19 protein-coding genes are annotated in these 18,476 nt (G+C 72.3%); 8 read left to right on the forward strand and 11 right to left on the reverse strand.

Features of this window, described 5'->3' with window-relative positions; translation table 11 throughout:
• Window positions 1-54: 54 nt before the first annotated feature.
• From ACZ7G3_RS14520 to ACZ7G3_RS14535, 4 genes are all read right to left on the reverse strand, one after another.
• Window positions 55-483, reverse strand: a complete 429-nt coding sequence (locus ACZ7G3_RS14520; protein WP_470925707.1) for a Uma2 family endonuclease — start codon at window positions 481-483, stop codon at window positions 55-57.
• 405 nt (window positions 484-888) lie between these two features.
• Window positions 889-1,548, reverse strand: a complete 660-nt coding sequence (locus tag ACZ7G3_RS14525) for a DUF5063 domain-containing protein (RefSeq protein WP_470925709.1) — start codon at window positions 1,546-1,548, stop codon at window positions 889-891.
• The gene (gene recR, locus ACZ7G3_RS14530; protein ID WP_007451877.1) at window positions 1,541-2,140 is read right to left on the reverse strand and encodes a recombination mediator RecR; all 600 of its coding nucleotides are present in this window, start codon (window positions 2,138-2,140) and stop codon (window positions 1,541-1,543) included. The genes ACZ7G3_RS14525 and recR overlap by 8 nt, the downstream gene beginning before the upstream one ends.
• 73 nt (window positions 2,141-2,213) lie before the next feature.
• Window positions 2,214-2,558 carry a YbaB/EbfC family nucleoid-associated protein gene (locus tag ACZ7G3_RS14535; RefSeq protein ID WP_426599302.1) on the reverse strand — a complete coding sequence of 115 codons (345 nt, stop codon included), beginning with the start codon at window positions 2,556-2,558 and terminating at the stop codon, window positions 2,214-2,216.
• 268 nt (window positions 2,559-2,826) lie between these two features.
• Here ACZ7G3_RS14535 and ACZ7G3_RS14540 point away from each other — a divergent pair, with 268 nt between their 5' ends.
• Window positions 2,827-3,579 carry an SLATT domain-containing protein gene (locus tag ACZ7G3_RS14540; RefSeq protein WP_470925711.1) on the forward strand — a complete coding sequence of 251 codons (753 nt, stop codon included), beginning with the start codon at window positions 2,827-2,829 and terminating at the stop codon, window positions 3,577-3,579.
• A gap of 55 nt (window positions 3,580-3,634) precedes the next feature.
• Here the strand turns inward: ACZ7G3_RS14540 and ACZ7G3_RS14545 are convergent, their stop codons facing one another.
• Window positions 3,635-4,567, reverse strand: coding sequence for a hypothetical protein (locus tag ACZ7G3_RS14545; RefSeq protein WP_470925713.1), 933 nt, complete (start codon window positions 4,565-4,567; stop codon window positions 3,635-3,637).
• A gap of 134 nt (window positions 4,568-4,701) precedes the next feature.
• Window positions 4,702-6,657 (reverse strand): serine/threonine-protein kinase, encoded by a 1,956-nt coding sequence (locus tag ACZ7G3_RS14550; protein ID WP_470925715.1) that lies wholly within the window; start codon window positions 6,655-6,657, stop codon window positions 4,702-4,704.
• 277 nt (window positions 6,658-6,934) lie between these two features.
• On the opposite strand from ACZ7G3_RS14550, the gene ACZ7G3_RS14555 reads away from it, so the two are divergent.
• From ACZ7G3_RS14555 to ACZ7G3_RS14565, 3 genes are all read left to right on the forward strand, one after another.
• Complete coding sequence (locus tag ACZ7G3_RS14555) at window positions 6,935-8,290, forward strand: aminotransferase class III-fold pyridoxal phosphate-dependent enzyme (RefSeq protein WP_470925717.1); 1,356 nt, start codon at window positions 6,935-6,937, stop codon at window positions 8,288-8,290.
• A gap of 112 nt (window positions 8,291-8,402) precedes the next feature.
• Window positions 8,403-9,104, forward strand: coding sequence for a GntR family transcriptional regulator (locus ACZ7G3_RS14560; protein WP_470925719.1), 702 nt, complete (start codon window positions 8,403-8,405; stop codon window positions 9,102-9,104).
• 154 nt (window positions 9,105-9,258) lie between these two features.
• The gene (locus ACZ7G3_RS14565; RefSeq protein WP_426599201.1) at window positions 9,259-9,909 is read left to right on the forward strand and encodes a hypothetical protein; all 651 of its coding nucleotides are present in this window, start codon (window positions 9,259-9,261) and stop codon (window positions 9,907-9,909) included.
• 16 nt (window positions 9,910-9,925) lie between these two features.
• Here ACZ7G3_RS14565 and ACZ7G3_RS14570 read toward each other — a convergent pair whose 3' ends face one another.
• From ACZ7G3_RS14570 to ACZ7G3_RS14580, 3 genes are all read right to left on the reverse strand, one after another.
• Window positions 9,926-10,216: a hypothetical protein gene (locus ACZ7G3_RS14570; protein ID WP_470925721.1), complete on the reverse strand. Its 291-nt coding sequence runs from the start codon at window positions 10,214-10,216 to the stop codon at window positions 9,926-9,928.
• A 121-nt stretch (window positions 10,217-10,337) separates the two neighbouring features.
• Window positions 10,338-10,829 carry a DUF3515 family protein gene (locus ACZ7G3_RS14575; protein ID WP_426599203.1) on the reverse strand — a complete coding sequence of 164 codons (492 nt, stop codon included), beginning with the start codon at window positions 10,827-10,829 and terminating at the stop codon, window positions 10,338-10,340.
• Between the two features lie 117 nt (window positions 10,830-10,946).
• Entirely contained in the window at window positions 10,947-12,230 is a 1,284-nt protein-coding gene (locus ACZ7G3_RS14580; RefSeq protein ID WP_426599204.1) for an adenylosuccinate synthase, read from the reverse strand.
• 185 nt (window positions 12,231-12,415) lie between these two features.
• Between ACZ7G3_RS14580 and ACZ7G3_RS14585 the strand changes: the two genes are divergently transcribed.
• Window positions 12,416-13,303 (forward strand): diacylglycerol kinase family protein, encoded by an 888-nt coding sequence (locus tag ACZ7G3_RS14585; RefSeq protein WP_470925723.1) that lies wholly within the window; start codon window positions 12,416-12,418, stop codon window positions 13,301-13,303.
• A 6-nt stretch (window positions 13,304-13,309) separates the two neighbouring features.
• Here ACZ7G3_RS14585 and ACZ7G3_RS14590 read toward each other — a convergent pair whose 3' ends face one another.
• Complete coding sequence (locus ACZ7G3_RS14590) at window positions 13,310-13,822, reverse strand: GbsR/MarR family transcriptional regulator (protein WP_426599206.1); 513 nt, start codon at window positions 13,820-13,822, stop codon at window positions 13,310-13,312.
• Window positions 13,823-13,895: 73 nt separating this feature from the next.
• Between ACZ7G3_RS14590 and ACZ7G3_RS14595 the strand changes: the two genes are divergently transcribed.
• The 3 genes from ACZ7G3_RS14595 (at window position 13,896) to ACZ7G3_RS14605 (ending at window position 16,890) form a co-directional block, all read left to right on the forward strand.
• Entirely contained in the window at window positions 13,896-14,840 is a 945-nt protein-coding gene (locus tag ACZ7G3_RS14595; RefSeq protein WP_470925725.1) for an ABC transporter ATP-binding protein, read from the forward strand.
• A complete protein-coding gene (locus tag ACZ7G3_RS14600; RefSeq protein ID WP_470925727.1) occupies window positions 14,837-16,441 on the forward strand; it encodes an ABC transporter permease in 1,605 nt (534 codons plus the stop codon). The genes ACZ7G3_RS14595 and ACZ7G3_RS14600 overlap by 4 nt, the downstream gene beginning before the upstream one ends.
• 185 nt (window positions 16,442-16,626) lie before the next feature.
• The gene (locus ACZ7G3_RS14605) at window positions 16,627-16,890 is read left to right on the forward strand and encodes a hypothetical protein (protein WP_426599209.1); all 264 of its coding nucleotides are present in this window, start codon (window positions 16,627-16,629) and stop codon (window positions 16,888-16,890) included.
• Here the strand turns inward: ACZ7G3_RS14605 and ACZ7G3_RS14610 are convergent.
• Complete coding sequence (locus ACZ7G3_RS14610) at window positions 16,873-18,093, reverse strand: cytochrome P450 (protein WP_470925729.1); 1,221 nt, start codon at window positions 18,091-18,093, stop codon at window positions 16,873-16,875. The genes ACZ7G3_RS14605 and ACZ7G3_RS14610 overlap by 18 nt on opposite strands.
• Window positions 18,094-18,476: the final 383 nt, after the last annotated feature.

An 18,476-nucleotide genomic window follows, 5' to 3' on the forward strand; every position in this document is an offset into this window, starting at 1 on the left:
GACGCGGGTCACTCGGGAAAGTGCGGTGTGTCACACGTTCACAAGCGGAGCGGCTCAGTCAGCCAGCTTTTTGAGGGGTTCGGTGTCGAGGGTGATGTTGACGGGGGCGGGGAGCGTCACGGTCGCGCCGAAGGGCAACTTCTCCGCGTGCCTGTAGCGGCCGCCTTCCGGTTGGTCGAACACGACGACCGAGCAGTCGTCCCGATCGACCAGCAGGTACACGGGGATGCCTGCGGCGGCGTAACCCTCGGGCTTGTCGACCCGGTCACGCTGGTTGGTACCGGAGTCATGCGACGTGATCTCGACGGCCATCAGCACCGTCTCGGGATCCGACCACTCCCCGTGCCCGATGAGCCCGCCTTTCGGCACCAGAACCGCGTCCGCGCGAGCGCGTCCTCTCCGGTAGGTCTCCGTCTTGAGTCCCCGCTCCGGATGCAGCCGAAGATCGGGCCGCAGGCTCATGCAGCGTTCCAGCAGCCACATTGGCCCATCGTGTGCGAGGGGAGCGGTGGGCGGTGGGTGTACTTCCTGCTGGCACCCGGGGAGGTCGCGGCGTACGACTGGCCGCGTGGGGTCCAGCGGTTGGGCGGGGCGCGGACCGTCACCTACGTCGGATCCCGGCGCTGGAGGGCAACACCTGGCCGCTGCGCTGGTACAGCGGGCCGACTGCTACCGCGCCGTACGTGTGCGCGATGAGACTCCATGCGGCACTGGGGACCGGTGAGTGAGAAGCCGCCACTCCCCCAGCAGTACCCCCACCCAAAAAAGCGTGAACGATTCGACCCGAACGTCCTCGCAGCACTCATTTGAGCGCCCCAAGGACATTTCCCGCCATCAGTTCACGCTTTTCGCACAGCACCCACCCCCAGCCCCCGGAACGGGACCGCGTCACCTGACCGGGCGCAGGCCCAGCGGGCCCGCGATCTCCTCGACCATGACCCTGCCGGCCTCCGTCTCCAGGGTGTCGTCGCCGAGGTCCTGGTCGGTGTCGAGTCCGTCCAGTTCCTCCAGGGGCTGGTTCAGGCGGACGTGGGCGACGACCGACTGGAGGGCGCGCAGGGTCGCCGAGGCCGTGGAACCCCAGTTGGAGAAGTAGGAGAACTGCCACCACCACAGGGCCTCCGTGGTGCGGCCCGCCTTGTAGTGGACCATGCCGTGGCGCAGGTCGGTGATGACGTCGGTGAGGTCGTCGGAGATCCGGGCCGGGACCCGCGCCTTGCTCGGCTCGTACGGGTCGAAGACCTCGGAGTAGACGTCGATCGGATCGAGGATGCGGGCGAGGTTCTCGCGCAGGTCGTCCACGTCCAGCTCGGGGCCCGGGTCGGGCTCGTAGCGCTCGTCCGGGACGATGTCCTCGTGGGCGCCCAGCCGGCCGCCGGCCAGCATGAGCTGGGAGACCTCCAGGAGGAGGAAGGGGACCGCCGAGTCCGGTTCGTCGCCCTTGGCGACCTCGGTGACGGCGACCAGGAAGCTCTCGATCTGGTCCGCGATCTGAACGGCGAAGTCGTCGGGGTTCTGGTTGGTCGCGTGCAGAGTGGCGTCAGACATCTAGGAGTCGTCTCCCCTCGAAGGCGCGGCCGAGGGTCACCTCGTCCGCGTATTCCAGGTCGCCGCCCACCGGGAGGCCGCTGGCCAGGCGGGTGACCTTGAGGCCCATGGGCTTGATCATGCGGGCGAGGTACGTGGCCGTGGCCTCGCCCTCCAGATTCGGGTCCGTGGCCAGGATCAGTTCCGTGACCGTGCCGTCCGCGAGGCGGGCGAGCAGTTCACGGATACGGAGATCGTCAGGGCCGACTCCGTCGATCGGGCTGATCGCGCCGCCGAGCACGTGGTAGCGCCCGCGGAACTCGCGGGTGCGCTCGATGGCCACGACGTCCTTCGGCTCCTCCACCACGCAGATGACGGAAGGATCACGCCGGGTGTCGCGACAGATGTTGCACTGCTCCTCCTGCGCGACGTTTCCGCAGGTCGCGCAGAAGCGGACCTTGGCCTTCACTTCCATGAGGGCCTGGGCGAGCCGCCGTACGTCGGTCGGTTCCGCCTGGAGGATGTGGAAGGCGATCCGCTGCGCGCTCTTGGGCCCGACGCCGGGCAGCCGCCCGAGTTCGTCGATGAGGTCCTGGACCACGCCTTCGTACAACGGACTGCCGTCCTTCCTGAGGTTCCTGCACTACGTACGGTAGAGGGCTTCGGCCGGTCTGAGAAAGGCGAACTCAGAAAGGCAGGCCGGGGATGCCGCTGCCGCCGCCCATGCCCTGGGCGAGCGGACCCAGCTTCTGCTGCTGGAGGGCCTGCGCGTTCTCGTTGGCCGCCTGGACCGCGGCGACGACCAGGTCGGCGAGGGTCTCGGTGTCCTCCGGGTCCACCGCCTTCGGGTCGATCCGCAGGGCGCGCAGCTCGCCGGAGCCGGTGACCGTCGCCTTCACCAGACCGCCGCCCGCCTGACCGTCGACCTCGGTCCTCGCCAGCTCCTCCTGGGCCCGGGCGAGATCCTGCTGCATCTTCTGGGCCTGCTGAAGCAGCTGCTGCATGTTGGGCTGGCCACCACCGGGGATCACGTTCAGCTCCTGTCGCCGCTGTCGCCGCGGGGTCACCGCGGGATTCTTGCCGTTCGGCACGAGCCTACGTGGTCCGCGCGGCCCCCGCTCCAGCACTCTTTCGAGTGATGCCGAGGGCCGTCCCATATCTGATTAACACCCTCTTCCGGGCGGAAAAGCGGCCGAACCCGGGTCTTCGCCACCCATTGGGCGGTAGGAAGGGTTCCGCGCATGAGGTCTTCAGGGCGTCTTCAGGTCTTCACGGACGGTGAGCAGTAGGGAGTGCCGGGTGGGTCAGCCGGGGATGCAGCCCGAGGGGCCGCCGCAGGACGGGCGGGGTGAAGAGGGGGCGGCCGGACCGCGACCGGGCGACCTGACCGGGCGGGCGTTCCCGCTCGGGGACTGGGCGCTGCCCGCGGAACGGCTGGACGAGCTGTACCGGTGGGTGGAGCGGGGCGCGCTGGACACGGCGGCCTGGTACCTGGCGGACCGGGTGTGGAAGCGGCGGAGCGCCGTCGCGCTGCGGGCCGGGGCCGCGGCCGGGGCTCTCGCCGGGGCGGCGCTGCCGCTGCTGGACATGTCCGGGACGGTGGACAGGGGCGCGCCCTGGGGGTATCTGGCGCTGCTGGTCGCGGTGGCGTGCGTGGCCGCGGACCGGTACTTCGGGATCACGTCCGGGTGGATGCGGGACGTGGCCACGGCGCAGGCGGTGCAGCGGCGGCTTCAGGTGCTCCAGTTCGACTGGGCGTCGGAGAGCGTGCGGGAGGTGCTGGGCCCGGCGGACGGCACGGCGAGTGAGGCGGCCGAGCGGTGCCTGCTGGTGCTGCGGAGGTTCTCCGAGGACGTGACGGAGCTGGTGCGGACGGAGACAGCGGACTGGATGGTGGACTTCCGGACCGGGGCCGCACCGCTGGGACCGCAGGCGGAAGCCTCCGCGGGGGGACGCCCGGAGGCCGGGGCAGGAGGGCCGGGACGGTTCTCGGTGTCGTCGAACGGGCCCCGGCCGAACATGCCCCGGCAGCGGCCTCCGGAGCCCCGGTGACAGGCGCCGCGGCGAGAGCGGGGTGCGGCCGGCGCCCTCAGGGATCTGCTGCTGGTCAGGCACGCTGCCGGATGTCGGAGGAGGTCCAGCCCCGGTAGGGCTGGAGCGCCTCGTCCGCCAGCCCCTGCGTGATGACGTTCTGGGTCGCCAGGTTCTTCACCGCCTCCTGGATGGACGCGGTGATGGGCGTCCCCTCGGGCATCGACTTGCCGTCCGCGATGATGCTCGGGTCGAAGTGCTCCTGGATGGTGGAGTTCTCGTTGGTGTGGCCCGCTCGCAGGTTCCTGCCGTTGTTCGAGGTGGCAGCGACGAGGTTCCGGAAGTCGCCGTTGCCTCCGGCGAAGGCGTCGAATTTGACCATGATGCCCGGGACCTTGGCGGACGGGGCGCACGCGGTGACGAACTTCTCCACCGCTGTCCTGATCTTCAACGCCTGCGGTCCGTTCTGGCCGGCGTTGTTCAGGGACTGGGCAGCCGCCTCGAGGATGTGCCCGACGTAGTGGTCCGAGAGCCGGTGGTTGCGTGAGATGCCGATGGGATTGGGGCCCGGGGTGGAGCCGGTGCGCTTTCCGTTGTCCCAGTTGGTCTTGAGAGCGACGTCCCACGAGTTGTCACCCGCGAGGTCCTTGTTGCGCTGCCGCGCTCGCGGCGAGGACGGGCGGTCGGCGACTCCCTGATAGCTCAGCATCTCGTCGGTGGCCGCGTCGGAGATGTTCGGGCGCTTGTAGGACTGCATGTGCGGTCCCGCCGTCACCCGCTGCACGGGAAGTCCCGCGGAGGAACCGGACGCCTGCCCGTGGTGGCCGGGACCGTGGGCGTGCCGCTGCTGCCCGATCACGCGGGAGGCCGCCGCGTTGCCGGCGCTGCGCTGCAGCATCCGCAGCGCCTCGGGGGTGTGTGTGCCGGCGGCGACGGCGGACGGGACGCGGTCGCGCGTGGCGGCGGCCTTCCGCTGTTCCTCTCCCGGCTTCCGGTCCCGTGCGCGCATCTGCGATCCTCCCTCGGTGGACCGTCCAGCTCGATCAGCCGCGACACACGGTGCAAGGTCCGCAGGGGCACCGTGCGCCGACGAGGGGGCAACCGGGCCGGTGCGATCGGGCGACGGTGCGGGCCGCCGGGCAGCTACCGGCGCCGGTAGGTCAGCTTCTCGCCGTTGCCGGTGTTGGTGCGTTCCAGGGTGCCGTTCGGCAGGAGGGTGACCCGGGTGGGGTCACCCGGGCGGCAGGAGGTGGACGGGCCCGCCGTCACCCTGGACGGGCCGATGTCCAGGGGGCCGCCGGGGCCCGGGGAACCGGCCAGGTCGGCCTCGAAGACGCAGTGGTAGGTGCCGTTGCCGGCCGGGCCGTCGGCGACGAGGGACAGGACCGTGTCGCCCACGTCGCCCTGCCGGATGGTCAGCCGCCGGGGGTGGACGCCGGACTCGTTGTCGATGGTCGTCGCCCAGGTGCCCAGGTAGGCCGTCGGGATCGTGCCGTCCTCGGCCGCCGACGACGTGGGCGCCGTCGGCCGGTCGTCCCCGGTCGTCGGCGCCGGGCTGCCCGTACCGGAGCCCGGGTTCTGGGACGCACCCACCGTCGCGGGGCTCGAGCGGTCGTCGTCGGCCCGGTTCGCGCCGTCACCGTCCCCGCTCATCAGGGCGTAGACCGAGCCTCCGGCGCCCAGCGCGACGACCAGGGCGACCACGATCAGCAGCGCCGTGGACCGGCCTCTTCGGGGCGGCTCGGCGGGCGGGCCGTACGGCGGGGGCCCGTAGGGCGGGGTCGAGCCGAGGCCGCCGTACGGCGGGTGGTACCCGGGAGGCGCGGTCCAGGCCGGGGCCGGGGCGTAGCCGTGGGCGGGCGGCTGCGGATAGGGGTGGGGCTGCGGCTGGGGCTGGGGCTGGGGGTGTTGCGGGTGGCCGTGGGCGGGCGGAGGGGCCGGGGGGCTCTGGCCCGCGACCAGGGTGGGGAGGTGGTTCAGCGGGGCGCCGCTGCCCGGCTCACGCGGTGGCGGCGGGCCCCCGTCCGGCGGCGCCGTGCCCGGTTCGGGCCCCGGGGACCGGTCCTGGGGCCGGAGCGGGTTCCGGAACGGGAGCGGGCTCGCGTCCGCGTCCGGAGCGTCCCGCTCCGGGCCGGCCGCCGCGTCGTCGCCCCCGGCGGCCCCGGCCGCGCCCGGTGAATGCGGGTTCTCCGTGTCCAGCAGCAGCACCGCGTGCCGGCCGAACTGGGCCACCAGCACGCCGGGCAGCCAGGGGTCACGGGAACGGCCGTCGGCGACCGTGTCGTGCGCCCCCGTGCGCTCCAGGACCTCGGCGAGGGCGGGCCGTGCGGCGGGGTCCTTCCTCAGGCAGTCGCGGACGAGGTCGGCGATGCCCTCGGGCACCCCGTCCAGGTCGGGTTCCTCCTGCGCGATGCGGAACATCAGCGCGTGCACGCCGCTGTCGGTGGTGCCGAAGGGCAGCTTGCCGGTGGCCGCGTAGGCGAGGACCGAGCCGAGGCAGAAGACGTCGCACGCGGGCGTGACACGGTCGCCGCGCACCTGCTCGGGCGCCATGAAACCGGGCGAGCCGACGAGCGCGCCGGTGCGGGTCAGCCCGCCCTCGGTGACCGTCTCCAGGGCCCGCGCGATGCCGAAGTCGATGACCCGGGGGCCGTCGATGGTGACGAGCACGTTGGACGGCTTGAGGTCCCGGTGGATGATCCCGGCGGCGTGGATGTCCTGGAGGGCGTGGGCGAGCCCGGCCGCCAGGGTCCGTACCGAGCGCTCGGGCAGGGCGCCGTGGTCGTGCCCCACGACCTGCTGGAGGCTGGGGCCCGCGACGTACCCGGTGGCGACCCACGGGACGGCGGCCTCGGTGTCGGCGTCCAGCACGGGCGCCGTCCAGTACCCGCCGACCCGCCGCGCGGACCCGACCTCCTGCCGGAACCGCTCCCGGAACTCCTCCTGCGCGGCCAGCTCCTCGCGGACCAGCTTGACGGCGACCGTGCGTCCGCGGTCCGAACGGGCCAGATAGACCTGGCCCATGCCGCCCGCGCCGAGCCGGCCCAGCAGTCGATAAGCGCCGATGTGCCGCGGGTCCCCGACCCCGAGCTTCTCCATGTCGCGCCGCCTTCCCCCGCACGTGAACCCACGTGAGCAACACCACAACGATAGTGCGGGGCGGCCGTTCGGTGAGCCGGTCCGGTTCTACGGTTCCGTAACAGGCGGGCCGAGGGAGCCCAGCACCTTCGACAGGCGTTCGGGGGCCTCGACCGCCTCCGCCGGCGCCGCCTCGGACGCTCCCGCCCGGTACGTGGACAACCTGTCGCGGAAAGCCCTCGACCGCAGACAGGACGCCGATTCCGTTTCCGCATCGCGGACACCTACCCTCGGCCGCATGACCCCTCAGCCCAACCCCCAGGCCGGCGCCGCCGTGAAGGCCGCGGACCGCGCGCACGTCTTCCACTCCTGGTCCGCGCAGGAGCTCATCGACCCGCTCGCCGTCGCCGGCGCCGAGGGGTCGTACTTCTGGGACTACGAAGGCAGGCGCTACCTCGACCTCGCCAGCGGGCTCGTCTACACCAACATCGGCTACCAGCACCCCAAGGTCGTCGCCGCGATCCAGGAGCAGGCGGCACGGATGACGACCTTCGCGCCCGCGTTCGCCGTCGAGGCGCGCTCGGAGGCGGCGCGGCTGATCGCCGAGCGGACACCCGGCGACCTGGACAAGATCTTCTTCACCAACGGCGGCGCCGACGCCGTGGAGCACGCCGTGCGCATGGCGCGGCTGCACACCGGGCGGCCGAAGGTGCTGTCGGCGTACCGCTCGTACCACGGCGGCACCCAGCAGGCGATCAACCTCACCGGCGACCCGCGCCGCTGGGCCTCGGACAGCGGCGCGGCCGGCACCGTGCACTTCTGGGCACCCTTCCTGTACCGCTCGCGCTTCTACGCCGAGACCGAGGAGCAGGAGTGCGCGCGGGCGCTGGAGCACCTGGAGACGACGATCGCGTTCGAGGGGCCGGGGACCGTCGCCGCGGTCGTCCTGGAGACCATCCCGGGCACGGCGGGGATCATGACGCCGCCGGCCGGCTACCTGGCCGGGGTCCGCGAGATCTGCGACAAGTACGGGATCGTGTTCGTCCTGGACGAGGTCATGGCCGGGTTCGGGCGGACCGGCACGTGGTTCGCGGCCGACCTGTACGACGTCGTGCCCGACCTGATGACCTTCGCCAAGGGCGTGAACTCGGGCTACGTCCCGCTGGGCGGCGTCGCGATCTCCGCGCGGATCGCCGAGACGTTCGCCGAGCGGCCCTACCCCGGCGGGCTGACCTACTCCGGGCACCCGCTGGCCTGCGCCGCGGCCGTCGCCACGATCAACGTGATGGCGGAGGAGGGCATCGTCGAGCACGCCGCCCGGCTCGGGGCAGAGGTCGTCGAGCCGGCCCTGCGGGAGCTGGCCGAACGCCACCCGAGCGTGGGCGAGGTGCGCGGCACCGGCATGTTCTGGGCACTGGAACTGGTGAGGAACCGGGAGACCCGGGAGCCGCTGGTCCCCTACAACGCGACCGGACAGGCCGCCACCCCGATGTCCGCGTTCGCCGCCTCGGCCAAGGCGCACGGCGTGTGGCCGTTCGTGAACATGAACCGGACCCACGTGGTGCCGCCGTGCAACATCTCCGAGGCCGAACTGAAGGAGGGCCTGGCGGCCCTGGACACGGCACTGTCCGTGGCGGACGAGTACACCGAGTAAGAGCCTGCCCGCATACGGGCAGGGAAGGAACCCGAGCGCGTAAGGTGGCGTGCTCGTACGCAGTGGACACGCGTACGAGCACGCCCCGAACGCGACGAGGAGACGCCCGACCATGCCCGGCCCCAGCGGCACCGGTGCCGTCACGCGCAGCACCCTGCGCCAGCAGATCGCCGACGCGCTCCGCGACGAGGTGCTGGCCGGGCGGCTCCAGCCGGGGCAGGAGTTCACGGTCAAGGAGATAGCCGAGCAGTACGGGGTGTCCGCGACGCCCGTGCGCGAGGCCCTGGTCGACCTGTCCGCGCAGGGACTCCTCGACGCCGACCACCACCGCGGCTTCCGCGTGCACGAGTACTCGGTCGACGACTTCCGCGGCATGATCGCGGCCCGCTCCCTCGTCACCGACGGGATGTTCCTCGTCCTCATCGACGACCGCCGGGGCGGCCCGGACCCCGACGACCCGCGGATCGTCGCCGCCCTCGCCGGGGTCCGGCGGCGCGGCGAGGAGGCACAGCGCGCCGCCGCGGCCGGCGACCTGCCCGTCCTCATCGGCTACGACCTGCGGTACTGGCGCGAGCTGGCCGTGCTCTTCGGCAACCGCTACCTCTCCGACTTCCTGCACCGGCTGCGCGTGCAGAGCTGGGTGTGCACGGTGCAGCACCTGCGCCGGCTCAGCGATCTGCGCGGCGCCCTGTGGTCCGGGCACACCGAACTGGTCGACGCCCTCGCCCGCCGCGACGCCGCGGGGGCGCGCTCGCTCGTCGAGGCGTACAACGCCCACTCGCTCGCCCTCATCGAGCGACTCGCCCGGCAATGACCGGGGGGACGACCGGGGGATGACCAACCTCCGGGGTGTCGTGGTCCGGCCCCAGATGGGTATGGGACCTGCACACAACCCGCGCCGCCCCGTCCCGACACCCACCGACTACGCTTCGCTTCGCTGACCACCGTGCTGTGTGAGGAGCCCTCTTTTGGCCTGTGACCTGTGGCTGGTACCGCTCGTCGACGTCTTGTGCCACACGCCGGACAACCCGTTCGCCGAAGAACTCGCGCAATACGACAAGGTGCTCGCCGAGGCCGGACTGCCGCCGGTACCCGTGTACCAGTACATGCCGGGGCTCTCCGGCGAGGTCGCGCCGGTGGCCGGATTCGACTACGACGCGCTGCACTTCCTGCGCCGCGCCCACCTGCTCCAGGTGTGCGGGCTGCCGGTGACACCGGTGGACGAACTCGGCGGCGACTACGAGCAGTTGCTGGAGATGTTCGAGACGACCGCCCAGCAGTCGCACCTGGTCTGGCACTACGACCACGCGGGTGCCTACGTTCCCGTCGACTTCCCGCACCCGCTCGCGAGCGACGAACTCCTCGCGGGCGGCGGCCCCTTGGGCTCCTCGCACACCCTGCTGCGGGAGCTGGAGGCCGTCGGCCCGGCCCTCGGCATCGATCCGGCCAACCCTCCGGCACCACCGCGTCCGCCGCTCGCCCCGACGGAACTGGAGGAACCGGCCGCACCCGTGCCGTACGACTCCGGCCCCTTCGCCCGGGAGCGCCACGTGTGGCTGGGGCTGCACGCGGCGGCCACGCGGAGTCTGGCCCAGGGGTCGATGATCGTCTTCAGCTGACCGGCCGGTCGGCCGGTCAGCGCAGCTGGGAGAGACCCTTCTGCAGGTCGTCCGCGTTCATGACCGGGGACACCTCCACCTCGGCGTCCAGCTCGGCGAAGAACGGCTCACCGATGGCCGGCAGCTCGGAGCTGTCCTGCATGTCGAAGACCATCAGGGCCGTCCGCCGGCCACCGAGGGGACCGAAGTAGGCGGCCTCCGGCTTGACGTGGTCGAGCGTCCGGCTGATCAGCTCGGTCAGCTTCCCGCTGCGGATGGCCTCGTTCGACTTCTCCGTGTCCAGCGTCGCCTTGAGCAGCACGCGCATCGCACTCACCTTCTCCTGCCGACGCGACGTGTACAGCCTCAGCCTATGCCCGTGATGTTCGGTTCGCCCAGGTGCTCCGGCCCCGTGACCGCTCCCGCGCCCGGCGAAGAAGGCCGAACGGCTACAGGACGACGTCGGCGTCCTGGAGCCCGACGCACTTGCGCTTCTGCGGGAGCCACTCGACAGCGGGTTCCAGCGCGGTGAGGACGCCGCCCACCTCCTCGCGCGGCCCGGTGTACGTGAACTCGACGGCCGGGGAGCGCCCGTACGTCCGCAGCACGCTCACGCCGTCGCGCTTGAGCCGCTCCTCGTCAAGGACCCAGTCGACACCGTCGACGGTGACGCAGAGATTGATGTTCGGCGGCAGTTCCTCGGCGCCGCAGCGGAACACCGCCTTCTGTCCGCCCCAGGAGGCGACGCCTTCGCCGAGGGCCCAGTCGCGCGTGGCGCCGGGTATGTCGTCGGGGAGGCGGTCGACGACCGTGTCGCACTTGGCGTCGTCCGCGTGCGGGGCGGCGGAGACGCGGTGGCTGTCGACGTAGAGGAGCCCGCCGGTGACGGCGACGACCGCGACGGTCAGCCAGATCCACATCCGGGTGGTGGGCTTCCGCATGTTCCGATCCGCTCCGCGCTGTCCGTCCGCTGCTGGCACCCGCCAGCGTATCCGTCGGGCCGGCAGCGGCGGCGGGGCCCCGCTCGGGCCCCGGCCGCCGCTGTCCGCCCGCCGTTCCTACAGGAACGAGTTGATCTCGATCGTCTCGTCCCGGCCCGGGCCCACGCCGATCGCGGAGATCGGGGCGCCGGACATCTCCTCCAGCGCCTTGACGTACGCCTGGGCGTTCTTCGGCAGCTCGGCGAAGGTCTTCGCCTTGCTGATGTCCTCGCTCCAGCCCGGCAGCATCTCGTAGACCGGCTTCGCGTGGTGGAAGTCGGACTGCGAGTACGGCAGCTCCTCGACGCGCTTGCCGTCGATCTCGTACGCCACGCAGACCGGGATCTGCTCCCAGCCGGTGAGGACGTCGAGCTTGGTGAGGAAGAAGTCGGTGAGGCCGTTGACGCGGGTCGCGTAACGGGCGATCACCGCGTCGAACCAGCCGCAGCGGCGGTCGCGGCCGGTGGTGACACCGCGCTCGCCGCCGATGCGGCGCAGCGCCTCGCCGTCCTCGTCGAACAGCTCCGTCGGGAACGGTCCGGCGCCGACACGGGTCGTGTACGCCTTCAGGATGCCGATGACCCGGCTGATCTTCGTCGGGCCGACGCCGGCGCCCGTGCAGGCGCCGCCCGCGGTCGGGTTCGACGAGGTGACGAAGGGGTACGTGCCGTGGTCGATGTCGAGCAGCGTGCCCTGGCCGCCCTCGAAGAGGACCACCTTGTCGTCGTCGAGGGCCTGGTTGAGGACCAGGACGGTGTCGGCGACGTACGGGCGGAGCTTGTCCGCGTAGCCCAGCAGCTCCTCGACCACCTGGCCCGTGGCGATCGCACGGCGGTTGTAGAGCTTGGTGAGCATCTGGTTCTTGGCGTCGAGCGCCGCCTCGACCTTCTGGGTGAGGATCGACTCGTCGTAGAGGTCCTGGACGCGGATGCCCACACGGTTGATCTTGTCGGCGTAGGTCGGGCCGATGCCGCGGCCGGTGGTGCCGATCTTGCGCTTGCCGAGGAAGCGTTCCGTCACCTTGTCGACGGTCACGTTGTACGGCGTGATGATGTGCGCGTTACCGCTGATCAGGAGCTTGGACGTGTCGACGCCGCGCTCGTTCAGCCCGCTCAGCTCGGAGAACAGGACCGACGGGTCGACAACGACGCCGTTTCCGATGACCGGCGTACAGCCGGGAGACAGGATTCCGGAAGGGAGCAGGTGGAGGGCGTACTTCTGGTCGCCCACGACTACCGTGTGGCCGGCGTTGTTGCCGCCTTGGTAGCGCACCACATAGTCGACGGAACCACCGAGCAGGTCCGTCGCCTTTCCCTTGCCTTCGTCACCCCACTGAGCACCGAGCAGCACAAGTGCGGGCACGCGCGTACACCCCTTCCGGGCGGGGCATGTCCAAGGTCGAGGGCGTACGCGGTGGGTTTCCGCCACGTACACCGCGACCGTCGTTGGCCGCCAACCGTCGGACCGGATGCCCCGGAATAGACGAAGCCCCTGGCGCAATAGCGCAAGGGGCTCTTGCACAAGGATGCTACCCGAGGAAGCGAGGCATGGCCGAGGTGGCGACTTCCGCGACATCTTCCGGAACATCTTCCGCGGTGCCCGATCAGCTCCTGGTGGTCGTCGATCCGGCCGCCCGGCGGACGGACGGAGAGTCCGTCCGGATCGCGAAAGACGTGCTCAGCGCGGGTGCGGCGAGCACGAAGGTGTGTCTTCCGGACGGTCCGGAGGAGTTCGCCCGGGCGCTGCGGCGAAGGGGTTCGCGACGGCCCGTCGTGATCGGTGACGACCGCGCGCTGCTGCGGGCCGTCACCCTGCTGCACCGGCAGCGGGAGCTGGCGGACTGCGCGCTGTCGGTGGTGCCGGTGGGGGCGGTCCTGGGCCTCACCCGGGCGCTCGGTCTGCCGTCGGGCGCGGTCGCGGCGGCGCGGGCGGTGCTGGACGGGGCGGAACGCCGCCTCGACCTGCTCGTCGACGACAGTGACGGGGTGGTCCTGGGGGCGGTGGGTATCCCGCCGGTCCCGGCACACGAGGGTGCGCAGGCGGGGCCGGGCGCGCCGGCCCACCCCTGGCTGCGGACCTGCCAGTCCCTCGTGCGGACGCTGGCGTCCTCACGGCCGGCCAGGATCACGGCACCCCTGGGGGCGGCCGGTCCGGCGCGGCTGCGGGTGGAGGTCGACGGGGTGACACTGGTCGACCTGGACCAGCCGGTCGAGGCGGTGTCGCTGGTGCCGGGCGCCGGCGGGGTGGCCGAGGTGGAGGTGCGGCCGCTGTCGGTGGGCGCGGGGTCGTCGCCGCTGACGGCACGGGGACGGACGGTGACCGTGTCGGGGGCGCACTTCCGGTACCGGGCCGACGCGGTGGTGTCGGGGCCGGTGGGGACGCGGACGTGGACGGTGCGGGAGGGGGCGTGGGGGCTGACGCTGCCGGCGAGGTAGGGCTGGTCACCCTCGGCGCCGCCCGAACCGCTCCTCCCGGTGCACGCGCCAGCGCTCCATCATCGCGGCGATCTCCCCGTCGACGAACTCGAAGAAGGCGAGCGTCTCGGCCATGCGGCGCCCCGCCGGGGTCTCGGCGCCGAGGCTGGCGACGCCTTCGCGCAGCGCGCTCCCCCAGCTCTTCAGGACGGCCTCGCGGTTGGTGAGCGCCTCGTACCACTGGTCGCTGTGCACCCGGTACCGCTCCCGGCGTGAGCCCGGTTCCCGCTCGCGCGCGACCATGTGCTGCTGCGAGAGGTAGCGCACGGCCCCGGAGACGGCGGCGGGGCTGACCTGGAGCTGCTCGCCCAGTTCCGCCGAGGTCAGCGAGCCCGAGTCGGAGGCCAGCAGCGCGGCGAAGACCCGGGCCGGCATGCGCTGCATCCCGGCCTCGACGAGCCGGGCGGCGAAGCCCTCCACGAACTTCGACACCGCCTCGGGGTCGCGATCCCGTTCCACCGGCTCCGTTGCTTCCCTCATCCTTCGATCATCCCTCACATCCTGACACTTCCTTAACTTCACAAATTTCTGAAGGAAGCGTACTTTCGGAATCATGACGAAGGCCATCAGCGTCTCCGGGCTCCACAAGTCGTTCGGCCGGACGCACGCGCTGGACGGGCTCGACCTGGCTGTCGAGACCGGCGAGGTACACGGCTTCCTCGGCCCCAACGGCGCCGGCAAGTCCACCACCATCCGCGTCCTGCTCGGCCTGCTGCGCGCCGACTCGGGCGCCGCGCAGGTACTCGGCCGCGACCCGTGGGCGGACGCGGTGGAGGCGCACCGCCGGATCGCGTACGTCCCCGGCGACGTGACCCTGTGGCGCAACCTCTCCGGCGGCGAGGTCATCGACCTCTACGGCCGGCTGCGGGGAGGCCTGGACACCGGGCGCCGGGCCGAGCTGATCGAGCGGTTCGAACTCGACCCGACCAAGAAGGGCCGCACCTACTCCAAGGGCAACCGGCAGAAGGTGGCCCTGGTGGCCGCCTTCGCCTCCGACGTCGACCTGCTGATCCTCGACGAGCCCACCTCGGGACTGGATCCGCTGATGGAGGGGGTCTTCCGCAGGTGCGTGGAGGAGGAACGCGAGCGCGGGCGGACGGTCCTGCTCTCCTCCCACATCCTCGGCGAGGTCGAGGAGCTGTGCGACCGGGTCAGCATCATCCGCAAGGGGCGGACCGTCGAGAGCGGCTCGCTCGCCGACCTGCGCCACCTGACGCGGACCAGCGTGAGCGCCGAACTCGCGGGCGTCCCGGGCGGGCTGGAGCTGCTGCCCGGCGTGCACGACCTCGAGGTCCGGGGCCACCGCGTCCGGCTGCAGGTCGACACCGACGGGCTGGACGCCGTACTCAGGTCGCTGAGCGAGTCGGGCGTGCGGTCGCTGACGTCGACGCCGCCGACGCTGGAGGAGCTGTTCCTGCGGCACTACCGGACGGACGTGGCCGGTGAGGCCGCCGAGCCCGCCGATCCCGATGAGGCCGGCGAGGTGACGGTCCGATGAGCGCCGCGGCCTCCTTCGGGGTACGGACGGGCGGCGCGCGGCCACTCGCCGGCACCGGCACGCTGCTGCGCTTCGCCCTGCGCCGCGACCGGGTGCTGATCCCGGTATGGACCGCGGTGAACGCGCTGATGGTCCTCTCCATGCCCGGAACCATCGAGGGCCTGTACGGCACCGCCGCCGAACGCGCCGACCTGATGCGGCAGATGGAGACCAACTCCTCGCTGCGCGCGATGGTCGGCCCCGTCTTCGACGACTCCCTCGGCGCGCTCACGGCCTGGCGCGTCGGTGTGTACGCCGCCGCGCTCGCCGCCGTGACGAGCCTGCTGATCGTCGTACGGCACACCCGTGACGAGGAGGAGAGCGGCCGGCAGGAACTGGTCGCCTCCGGGATGGTGGGCCGCCGGGCCCCGCTGACGGCGGCCCTGCTCACGGCGGCCGTCGCCAACGGTGTCCTCGCGCTGCTGGTGATCGCCGGGCTGGCCGGGCAGGGAGCGGCCGGCGCGGTGGCCCTCGGACTCGGGATCGCGGGCGTCGGGATGCTCTTCGCGACCATGGCGGCGATCGTCGCCCAGCTGACCGAGAGCGCCCGGCAGGCCCGGGGGCTGACGGCGGCGGTGCTGGGCGGGGCGTTCGTGCTGCGCGCGGCGGGCGACTCGGCGAAGGCCGACGGTTCGTCCGTACTGACGTGGTTGTCACCGCTGGGCTGGCTGGAGAACCTGCGGGCCTTCGCGGCCGAGCGGTGGTGGGTGCTGCCGCTGATCGCCGGTGTGGCGGTGGTGCAGGGCGCGGTCGCCTACGAGCTGGCCGGACGCCGGGACCTCGGCATGAGCTTCCTGCCGACCCGGCCCGGACCCGCCGCCGGGCGCCTGCGCACGGCCGGTGCGCTGGCCTGGCGCCTGCAGCGGGGCAGCGTGCTCGGGTGGAGCGCCGGCTTCCTCGTCGCCGGGACCGTCTACGGGTCGATGACCGAGGGCGCGGCCGACCTGGTCGGGGACAACGAGCAGGCCCGCGACATCATCGAGCGGATGGGCGGGCAGGCCGGGTTGACCGACTCGTTCGTCTCGGCGATGGTCGGGATGCTCGGGCTGATCGCCGCGCTGTACGTGGTCGCGTCGGTGCTGCGGCTGCACGGCGAGGAGACGTCCGGGCGGGCGGAACCGGTGCTCGCGGCCGCGGTGGGACGGCTGCGGTGGGCCGCGGGCCACCTGGTGATCGCCTTCGGGGGCGCGGCGCTCGTCATGCTGCTCGCCGGGGCCGGATTCGCGCTCGGGTACGGCCGGGACGCCGGGGCGATCCTGGGTGCGTGCCTGGTGCAGGTGCCGGCGGTGTGGGTGATCGGCGGGGCGGCGGTGCTGCTGCACGGAGTGCTGCCGCGCGGTGCCGTGGCCGCGTGGGGCGTCGCGGGGGCCGTGCTGCTGCTCGGCTGGGTCGGGCCGGCGCTGGACGTGCCGCAGCGGGTGCTGGAGGTGTCGCCGTACGGGCACCTGCCGAAGTTGCCGGGCGGGGAGATGAGCTGGGCGCCGGTGCTGGTGCTGACGTCGATCGCCGTGGTGCTGGTGGCGGTGGGACTGGCGGGGTTGCGGCGGCGGGACGTGACGTGACCTGTCGTGACGTGCCGGCCTGCCGTGGTGTGGCGTGGCCTGTCCTGCCGCGACCTGCCGTGCTATGACGTGGCCTGTCGTGCCGTAGCGGGCGGTGATCAGCCCACCGCCCGCCTCACGGGTGAGCCCGGGCCCGGGCGGCGGGGCCGGAAACCGGGCAGGGCGCCCGGGGCGTCCTGATGGCCATGGGACGACGGAGTGACGCGGTGACCTGCGGTGGGTGTCTGGTGTCGGCGGTGGGAGCCGCGGGGGCGGTGCTCGCCTGGGGGACGTCGGACCGCACCCGGCGGCACCTCGGTCACGCCTTCGAGAACAACGGCATGGACCTCGGCGTCCTCTTCACCGAACTGCCCTTCGTCTTCCTCGGCGGAGCCGTCGCGCCGGCCGCGGTCTGGGCGCTGGGCGCCTGGCTGCTGGGACGGCGCCGGCGCTCAGACCTCCACTCGTAGCTCCCTCAGCCCCCGCATCACGAAGTTCGGCTTCCGCTCCGGCTCTGCCGCCAGGCGCAGCGCCGGGGCCTTCTCCAGCAGGGCCGTCATGGACGCCGCCAACTCGATGCGGGCCAGTGGGGCGCCGATGCAGTAGTGGACGCCGGCGCTGAAGGAGACGTGGGGGTTGTCGCGGCGGGTGAGGTCGAGGCGGTCCGGGGCGGTGAAGACCGCCGGGTCGTGGTTGGCGGAGCCGAACAGCATCGCGATCTCCGCGCCGCGCGGGAGGGTCGTCCCGTCGATCTCCATCTCGTCCAGCACCCAGCGCTCGAAGAGCTGGAGCGGGGTGTCGTAGCGCATCAGCTCCTCGACGGCGGACGGGACGAGGGAGTGGTCGGCGCGCAGGGCCGCCAGCTGGTCCGGGTTGCGGAAGAGGGCCAGCCAGCCGTTGGTCGTGGCGTTCACCGTGGCCTCGTGACCGGCGTTCAGGAGCAGCACGCAGGTCGAGATCATCTCCTGCTCGGTGAGCCGGTCGTCGTCCTCGTCGTGGGCCGCGATCAGGCCCGAGACCAGATCGTCGCCGGGCTCCCTGCGACGGGCCGCGATCAGTCCGCGCAGGTACTCCGAGAAGTCGAGCGACGCGCGGACCGCCTTCGCCGCCGTCTCCTCGGACGGATTCAGCTCGTACATCCCGCAGATCTCCGCCGACCAGGGGCGCAGCGGGGCGCGGTCGGACTCCGGGATGCCCAGCATCTCGGCGATCACGGCGACCGGGAGCGGTTCGGCCACGTCCCGCAGCAGGTCGCCGCCACCCGCCGCCACCAGCCGGGACACCAGGTCGTCCGCCAGCGCGCGCACGTACGGCTTCAGCCGCTCCACCGTGCGCGGCGTGAACGCCTTCGACACCAGGCGCCGGATACGGGTGTGGTCCGGCGGTTCCAGATCCAGCATCCCGTGGTCGTTGAGCGTGTGGAACGGCTCCTGCTCCGGCGGGGGCGCGGTGCGGCCGAACTCCTCGTGCGTGAACCGGTGCCGGTACGTCCGGCCCAGACGGCGGTCGCGCAGCAGCGCCGACACGTCCGCGTGGTGCGGGACCAGCCACTGATCGCTCGGCTCGTAGTAGAGCACGCGCCCCCGGGCCCGCAGGTCGGCGAAGGCAGGGTACGGGTCGGCGACGAACGCCGGGTCCCACGGGTCGAAGGCGAGGTCGGATGCTGCCGTCATGGACGGACAGTAAGACCTCGACCGGCCCTGTGCCCAGAGGTCCGCCCGTACGTGAGCCGCGCAGCGCGGACCGGGCCCGCCCGGCGCCCGCAGGCAGGGGTCTTGACCTCGCGCCGCCGGAGGCCTAGCTTCCTTCACCAATGTTTCGGAACGACCTTCGAAACTTTCGAAGTACGACGGAATGAGACTCCCGCATGAGATCCGTTCGTTTCGCCACCGCGACCCTCGCCGCTGCCGCCCTGTCGTTGCCGCTGGTAGCGGGGGTGGGGGGGGGGGGGGGGGGGGGGGGGGGGGGGGGGGAGGGGCCGCCCCCCCCCCCCCCCCCCCCCGCCACCGCTGCCCGCGGGACGCGCCGGCGGCGTCAGTGGAGGAGGCCGGCCGCC

Source organism: Streptomyces sp. NPDC037271 (assembly GCF_055603605.1).